The organism is Streptomyces sp. NPDC060198, assembly GCF_042728415.1.
GTDB lineage: Bacteria > Actinomycetota > Actinomycetes > Streptomycetales > Streptomycetaceae > Streptomyces.
On the sequence record NZ_JBHWZJ010000330.1, the window covers coordinates 1 to 7,832 of the forward strand.

Annotated in this window: 7 protein-coding genes; 5 read left to right on the forward strand and 2 right to left on the reverse strand. The window is 70.6% G+C overall.

What is annotated here, in order from left to right; translation table 11 throughout:
• Nucleotides 1-55 precede the first annotated feature (55 nt).
• Complete coding sequence (locus ACFWEP_RS28170) at nt 56-1,543, reverse strand: oligopeptide:H+ symporter (protein WP_387374095.1); 1,488 nt, start codon at nt 1,541-1,543, stop codon at nt 56-58.
• A gap of 490 nt (nt 1,544-2,033) precedes the next feature.
• On the opposite strand from ACFWEP_RS28170, the gene ACFWEP_RS28175 reads away from it, so the two are divergent.
• Nucleotides 2,034-2,711 carry a response regulator transcription factor gene (locus tag ACFWEP_RS28175; RefSeq protein WP_327176135.1) on the forward strand — a complete coding sequence of 226 codons (678 nt, stop codon included), beginning with the start codon at nt 2,034-2,036 and terminating at the stop codon, nt 2,709-2,711.
• 112 nt (nt 2,712-2,823) lie between these two features.
• Nucleotides 2,824-4,251 carry an ATP-binding protein gene (locus tag ACFWEP_RS28180; protein ID WP_387374097.1) on the forward strand — a complete coding sequence of 476 codons (1,428 nt, stop codon included), beginning with the start codon at nt 2,824-2,826 and terminating at the stop codon, nt 4,249-4,251.
• Here the strand turns inward: ACFWEP_RS28180 and ACFWEP_RS28185 are convergent.
• Nucleotides 4,151-4,669, reverse strand: a complete 519-nt coding sequence (locus ACFWEP_RS28185; RefSeq protein ID WP_387374098.1) for a GtrA family protein — start codon at nt 4,667-4,669, stop codon at nt 4,151-4,153. The two genes, ACFWEP_RS28180 and ACFWEP_RS28185, sit on opposite strands and share 101 nt — an antisense overlap.
• A 194-nt stretch (nt 4,670-4,863) precedes the next feature.
• Between ACFWEP_RS28185 and ACFWEP_RS28190 the strand changes: the two genes are divergently transcribed.
• Genes ACFWEP_RS28190 through ACFWEP_RS28200 form a run of 3 tightly spaced genes read left to right on the forward strand, consistent with a single transcriptional unit; the run spans nt 4,864 to nt 7,762 of the window.
• The gene (locus ACFWEP_RS28190) at nt 4,864-5,994 is read left to right on the forward strand and encodes a 5-(carboxyamino)imidazole ribonucleotide synthase (protein WP_387374104.1); all 1,131 of its coding nucleotides are present in this window, start codon (nt 4,864-4,866) and stop codon (nt 5,992-5,994) included.
• A complete protein-coding gene (gene purE, locus ACFWEP_RS28195; protein WP_387374100.1) occupies nt 5,991-6,527 on the forward strand; it encodes a 5-(carboxyamino)imidazole ribonucleotide mutase in 537 nt (178 codons plus the stop codon). The genes ACFWEP_RS28190 and purE overlap by 4 nt, the downstream gene beginning before the upstream one ends.
• A gap of 11 nt (nt 6,528-6,538) precedes the next feature.
• Complete coding sequence (locus ACFWEP_RS28200; RefSeq protein ID WP_387374102.1) at nt 6,539-7,762, forward strand: dipeptidase; 1,224 nt, start codon at nt 6,539-6,541, stop codon at nt 7,760-7,762.
• Nucleotides 7,763-7,832: the final 70 nt, after the last annotated feature.

Here is a 7,832-nt window from a genome sequence, read left to right on the forward strand (position 1 = left end):
CCGCCGCACCGATCACTCGGTGCGGCGGCCCTCCGCCGTGGCGGCGCGTCGCGCGTCAGCGCACGTCGCCCATGAGCTTCTTCACCTTGCCGCGGTACATGTAGATCGCGACGCCCGCGAGGACCGCGAGCGCGGCCTGCAGGGTGACGATGCCGGTGCCGTTGAGGTCCACGCCCGCGATGGAGAGCAGGCCGGTGGTGCAGTCGCCCGCGGTGACCGCGAGGAACCACACACCCATCATCTGGCTGGCGTACTTGGCCGGAGCCATCTTCGTGGTGACCGAGAGGCCGACCGGGGAGAGCGTCAGCTCACCGACGGTCTGCACGAAGTAGATCGCGACCAGCCACATCGCGGCGGCCTGGTGGCCGTCGGTGGCGATGGTCAGCGGCGCCAGGAAGAGGAAGAACGACGCACCGACCAGCACCAGGCCGGAGCTGAACTTCACGATCGTGCTCGGCTCCTTGCCGCGGCGGTTCAGCGCCATCCAGAAGGCGGCGAAGACCGGTGCCAGGGCCATGATCAGGACCGGGTTGACCGACTGGTACCAGGAGACCGGGAACTCCCAGCCGAACACCGTGTTCCGCGCCGACGACTCGGCGAAGATCGCCATCGTCGAGCCGCCCTGGTCGTAGATCATCCAGAAGAGCGCGGCGGCGACGAAGAACCAGATGTAGCCGGAGACCTTCGACTGCTCGGTGGCGCTCAGGTCCTTGTCGCGCTTGATGCGCGCGAGGACCATGACCGGGATGACCAGACCGGCCACCGTGATCGGGACCAGCAGCCAGTTCAGCGTGTAGACGCCGGTGGCGACCGTGACGATGTAGAAGACGGCGGCGATCGCCAGCCAGATCATCGACTTGCGCAGCGTGGAGGCGCGCTCCTTGGCCGAGAGCGGCTTCGGAGTCTCGAAGCTGCGCGCGTCCAGGTGGCGGCTGCCGAGCAGGAACTGGGCGACACCCAGCGCCATGCCGAGGGCGGCGAGGGCGAAGCCGAGGTGCCAGTTGACGTTCTCGCCGACGGTGCCGATCACCAGCGGGGCCGCGAAGCCGCCGAGGTTGATGCCCATGTAGAAGATCGTGAAGCCACCGTCGCGACGCGGGTCGTCCGGGCCGTCGTAGAGGTGGCCGACCATCGTCGAGATGTTGGACTTCAGCAGGCCGGACCCGATGGCCACGAGCCCGAGGCCGACGAAGAACGTGCCCTCGGAGGGCAGGGCCAGTACGAGGTGACCGACCATGATCACCGCGCCGGCGACGGCCACGGTTTTGCGCGGACCCCAGACCCGGTCGCCGAACCAACCGCCGGGCATCGCCAGCAGGTAGACGAGCGACAGGTAGACCGAGTAGATCGCCGTCGCCGTGGCCGGGTTCATGTGGAGCCCGTTGGGAGCGATCAGGTAAAGGGGGAGCAGGGCCCTCATGCCGTAGTAGGAGAAACGCTCCCACATCTCGGTCATGAAGAGCGTGGCCAGGCCGCGGGGGTGGCCGAAGAAGGTCGCCCCGCCGGTCTGGCCGGCGGTTTCCTTCGTCAGGCTGGACGCCATGGTCGATCCTTGCTGATGGGGACGTGTCACCGCCGTGGAAGCGGGGACGCGCCCGGTGGGGGGTAGCCGGCACCGACGCGTTCAGGGCCCCTGCCCCTCGCCTGAAAGGGGACTCACTCCGCCTTCCGTCCTCGTGGGGAGGTAAGGAGACGGGGGACCGACCGCATCGGGATCCACGCCCGGTGCGCATCCTCGCGCTCCGGGCCCGGCCCACAGGTCATTCACTCGTTGTCAAGACTGGCGGGAACCAGCCCGCACATGAAAGGGACCTTCGGCGCGAAACGCTGCCCAAAGGTCCCCATTAGTGCAACAGGCGTCGCAACACCATACGACACGACCTTGCACCATATGGAAGAGTATGAGACATCGATCACAGGTAGGACTGGAACCACAGTCGATCTTTCGAAGGTCTCTACGGGGATGGCCCCTTGGTCCGAAGGCGTTTTCCGGGGCCTCACTCCGGGCCCCCCTCGCGGACTACCATCACCCCATGACCCGTGTACTGCTCGCCGAGGACGACGCATCCATCTCGGAGCCGCTGGCCCGCGCCCTGCGTCGGGAGGGTTACGAGGTCGAGGTCCGTCAGGACGGCCCGACCGCGCTCGACGCCGGACTCCAGGGCGGCGTCGACCTGGTCGTCCTCGACCTGGGACTGCCCGGAATGGACGGTCTCGAAGTAGCCCGTCGGCTCCGCGCCGACGGCCACGCCGTGCCCATCCTGGTGCTGACCGCCCGCGCCGACGAGGTCGACACGGTGGTCGGCCTGGACGCCGGCGCCGACGACTACGTCACCAAGCCCTTCCGGCTCGCGGAGCTCCTGGCCCGCGTCCGCGCTCTGCTGAGGCGCGGTGCCGCCGAGCCCGCCCCGCAGCCCGCCACCCACGGCGTGCGGATCGACGTCGAGTCGCACCGCGCCTGGATGGGTGACGAGGAACTCCAGCTCACCGCGAAGGAGTTCGACCTGCTCCGGGTGCTGGTCCGGGACGCCGGCCGGGTCGTCACCCGCGACCAGCTGATGCGCGAGGTCTGGGACACCACCTGGTGGTCGTCGACGAAGACCCTGGACATGCACATCTCCTGGCTCCGCAAGAAGCTCGGTGACGACGCCGCCAACCCCCGCTACATCGCGACCGTCCGCGGCGTCGGCTTCCGGTTCGAGAAGAGCTGAGCCGCCGGCGGCGGTCCGGGACCAGGACCGCCGCCCCGGACCGGCGACCCGAACCTGACGGACACCGGAACACGTCGACCTCTCGACCAGAGCTGACGGGCAGAAGCACCTCATGCGCCGCCGACTGATCAACTCCACACTCTCCGTGGTGCTCGTGGTGATCGCCGTCTTCGGCGTCTCCCTGGTCCTCGTGGAGACCCGCACCATCAGCGACAGCGCTCAGGAGAGCGTGGACTCCGAGGCGCTGCGGCTGATCAGCGTCGTGGAGAGCCGGCTGCTCGGCGAGGAACGGATCACCGCCGCCGTGCTCGACGAACAGGTCGTCGGCGACCGGTACGCCCGGGTCGAACTCCCCGGCCGGGCGCCGATCGAGGTCGGCACGCACCCCGGCGGCAACGCCATCACCTCCGTCGTGGACGGCGAGGAGGGCGAACGGGTCACCGTCGCGGAATCCCGCTCCGCCGTCACCCGCGAGGTCGGCCGCACCCTGCTGATCATCGGCGCGGTCGCCCTCCTCGCGATCATCTCGGCGGTCCTGCTCGCCGTACGCCAGGCCAACCGGCTGACCTCCCCGCTCACCGACCTCGCGGAGACGGCCGAACGCCTCGGCTCCGGCGACCCGCGCCCCCGCCACAAGCGGTACGGGGTACCCGAGCTGGACCGGGTCGCCGACGTCCTCGACGCCTCCGCCGAGCGGATCGCCCGCATGCTGACGGCCGAGCGCCGACTCGCGGCGGACGCCTCCCACCAGCTGCGCACCCCGCTGACCGCACTCTCCATGCGCATCGAGGAGATCTCCGTCACCGACGACCCGGACACGGTGAAGGAGGAGGCGAACATCGCCCTCACCCAGGTCGAGCGCCTCACCGACGTCGTCCAGCGGCTGCTGACCAACGCCCGGGACCCGCGCACCGGCTCCGCCGTCGTCTTCGACCTCGACGAGGTCATCAAGCAGCAGATCGAGGAATGGCGCCCCGCCTACCGCGGCGAGGGCCGCGCCGTCGTCCGCTCCGGCCGGCACGGCCTGCGCGCGGTCGGCACCCCGGGAGCCGTCGCCCAGGTGCTCGCCGCCCTCATCGAGAACGCGCTGATGCACGGCGGCGGCACGGTCGCCCTGCGCACCCGCGTCACCGGCAACCAGATCGTCGTGGAGGTCACCGACGAGGGCGTGGGCGTCCCCGCCGACCTGGGAGCCCGGATCTTCGAACGCTCCATCAGTGGGCGCAACTCCACCGGCATCGGCCTCGCGGTCGCCCGCGACCTCGCCGAGGCGGACGGCGGCAGGCTGGAACTGCTCCAGCAGCAGCCGCCCGTCTTCGCCCTCTTCCTCGGCAGCGTCGCCCGTACCCCCCCAGGAACAGGAACGCCCGGTCCGCTGAGAGCGGGACCGGGCGGCGGGACGGGCGGGAGGACGGGGACGGGTGGCCGAGAAGGGGCGATCAGTGCCCCACGCGGTCCGGCTCCACCGGCTCGGAGGGCTGTCGTCGTCCGGGAAGCTTCTCCGCGACGACCAGGGCCTCCTCCGCGGGGAGGGTTTTGAACACCCAGGAGCGGTACGACCAGAAGCGGAAGAGCGTGGCGATCCCGATGCCCACGACCTTGGCGACGTTGCTCTGCACCGGGGTGTCCCAGCCGAAGCCGTACGTCGCGGCGTACAGCACGCCCGTCTCGATCACCGCTCCCACCGCGCTGAACAGCAGGAACAGTGTCAGCTCGCGGGTCCGGCCGCTCTTGTCGCGGTCCCGGTAGGTCCAGTGACGGAACCCGACGTAATTGAAGAGGATGGCCACACAGGTGGCCATCAGCCCGGCCCGCACCGTCGGGATGTCCGTGGTGCGCCAGATCAGGTTGGAGACGGCGATGTTGACCACCAGCCCGAGCGCGCCGACCACGCCGAACTTGGCGACCTCCCGGGCCAGCCGATCAAGCCGGGTTCGCAGTGCGCCCCGTTCGCTCATGGTGATCGTTCAGCCCCGTCCGGTCGGATTCGTCAACGCGCTCATGCTAACCAGCCCGGCCGTGTGACGCCCATGGGCCGAGTCCGCGCACCCGGCGAGGGCGTCCGCGCGCTCCCCGGGCAGCCCTACGGGCCAGAGTCGGGGGCCACCGGGACGACGGATACCCTGGGGTGGTGACGTTCCCGGTAGTCGGCATGGTCGGCGGCGGTCAGCTCGCCCGCATGACCCACGAGGCGGGTATCCCCCTCGGCCTGACATTCAAGCTGCTCAGTGACACTCCCCAGGACTCGGCCGCCCAGGTGGTGAACGAGGTCGTCATCGGCGACTATCGCGACCTGGAGACCCTCCGCGCGTTCGCACGCGGCTGCGACGTGATCACTTTCGACCACGAGCACGTGCCCACCGAGCACCTGCGCGCCCTGGAGGCCGACGGTATCGCCGTCCGCCCCGGACCCGACGCCCTGCGGCACGCCCAGGACAAGGGCGTGATGCGGGCCCGGCTCACCGAACTCGGCGTACCGTGCCCCCGCCACCGCATCGTCACGGACCCCGCCGACGTCACCGCCTTCGCGGGCGAGGGCGACGGCTACCCGGTGATCCTCAAGACCGTGCGCGGCGGCTACGACGGCAAGGGCGTCTGGGTGGTGCGCTCCGAGGCGGACGCCGCCGAGCCCTTCCGCGCCGGAGTCCCGGTCCTCGCCGAGGAGAAGGTCGCCTTCGTACGGGAGCTCGCGGCGAACATCGTCCGCTCCCCGCACGGCCAGGCCGTCGCCTACCCCGTCGTGGAGTCCGTCCAGGTCGACGGCGTCTGCGACACCGTCATCGCCCCGGCCCCCGGCCTCGACGAGAAGCTGGCCGGCGAGGCCCAGCAGCTCGCCCTGCGGATCGGCGCCGAACTCGGGGTCGTCGGCCACCTCGCCGTCGAACTCTTCGAGACCCGTGACGACGACGGGACGCCCGGCATCCTCGTCAACGAACTGGCCATGCGCCCGCACAACTCCGGGCACTGGACCCAGGACGGCGCGATCACCTCGCAGTTCGCCAACCACGTCCGCGCCGTGCTCGACCTGCCGCTCGGCGACCCGCGCCCGCGCGCGCCCTGGACGGTCATGTGCAACGTCCTGGGCGGCGACTACCCCGACATGTACCAGGGCTACCTGCACTGCATGGCCCGGGACCCGCAGCTCAAGATCCACATGTACGGCAAGGACGTGAAGCCCGGACGCAAGGTCGGACACGTCAACACCTACGGCGACGATCTGGCGGACGTGCGGGAGCGCGCCCGGCACGCGGCCGACTACCTCCGAGGGACGATCACCGAATGACAGACCCGCGCACCGCACCCGTCGTCGGCATCGTCATGGGGTCGGACTCCGACTGGCCCGTCATGGAGGCAGCCGCCCAGGCCCTGGACGAGTTCGGCATCGCGTACGAGGTGGACGTCGTCTCCGCCCACCGGATGCCCCGCGAGATGATCGCGTACGGCGAGCAGGCGGCCGGCCGCGGCCTCAAGGCGATCGTCGCGGGCGCGGGCGGCGCCGCCCACCTGCCCGGCATGCTGGCCTCCGTCACCCCGCTGCCCGTCATCGGCGTCCCGGTACCCCTGAAGTACCTGGACGGCATGGACAGCCTGCTCTCCATCGTGCAGATGCCCGCCGGCATCCCCGTCGCCACCGTCTCCGTCGGCGGCGCGCGCAACGCCGGACTCCTCGCCGCCCGCATCCTCGCCACCGGCGACGAAGCGCTCCGCGAGAGGATGACCACCTTCCTCGGCGAACTGAACGAACAGGCTACCGAGAAGGGCCGGCGGCTGCGGGCCAAGGTGGAAGGCTCCGAATCCTTCGGCTTCGGGCAGTAGGCTCCCCGCCCATGAATCAGACGGAAACCACGGCTCACGCAGACCGCCTGCGACGGGCCCGCGACCTCCTCGCCGTCCACCCCGTCGTCGACGGTCACAACGACCTGCCGTGGGCCCTGCGCGAGCAGGCCGGTTACGACCTGAACGCCCGTGACATCGCCCAGGACCAGCGCGGTCTCCTCCACACCGACCTGCCCCGGCTCCGCGCCGGAGGCGTCGGCGCGCAGTTCTGGTCGGTGTACGTGCGCTCCGACCTCAGCGGTGACGACGCCGTCAGCGCCACCCTGGAGCAGATCGACATCGTCGGCGAGATGCAGACGCGCTACCCCGCGCACCTGCGCCGGGCGCTGACCGCCGACGACATGGAGGCGGCCCGCACCGAGGGCCGTATCGCGTCGCTGATGGGGGCCGAGGGCGGCCACTCCATCAACAACTCGCTGGCCACCCTCCGTGCCCTGCACACCCTCGGCGTCCGCTACATGACGCTGACGCACAACGACAACCTCGACTGGGCGGACTCCGCGACCGACGTCGCGCGCCTGGGCGGACTCTCCGAGTTCGGCCGCGAGGTCGTCCGCGAGATGAACCGCTGCGGCATGCTGGTCGACCTCTCGCACGTGTCACCCGGCACGATGCGCGACGCCATCGCCACCAGCGAGGCGCCCGTCGTCTTCTCGCACTCCTCGGCCCGCGCCGTCTGCGACCACCCGCGCAACGTCCCCGACGACGTGCTGCTTTCGCTGCGTGACAACGGCGGGGTCGCGATGGCCACCTTCGTACCCAAGTTCGTGCTGCCGGACGCCGTCGAGTGGACGCTGGCCGCCGACCGGAACATGCGCGAGCACGGGCTGCACCACCTAGACACCTCCCCGCAGGCCATGCGCATCCACGAGGACTTCGAGGAAGCCAACCCGCGCCCGGTCGCCACGGTCGCCACCATCGCGGACCACCTCGACCACATGCGCGAGGTGGCCGGCGTCGACCACATCGGCGTCGGCGGCGACTACGACGGAACGGCGTTCCTCCCCGAGGGCCTGGAAGACGTCTCCGGCTACCCGAACCTGATCGCGGAGCTGCTGCGCCGCAACTGGTCCGAGGCCGACCTCGCCAAGCTCACGTGGCACAACGCGGTACGCGTGCTGCGCGACGCGGAGGCGGTCGCCCGCGACCTCCAGTTCCGCCGGAGCCCGTCCCACGCCACCATCGAGCAGCTGGACGGCAAGCCCCAGCCCTGACCGGCCGGTCCGTCCGGCCCGCGCGGGCCCGTACGTACGCCGAGAGGCCGCCCCGGAACGTCTCGGGTGC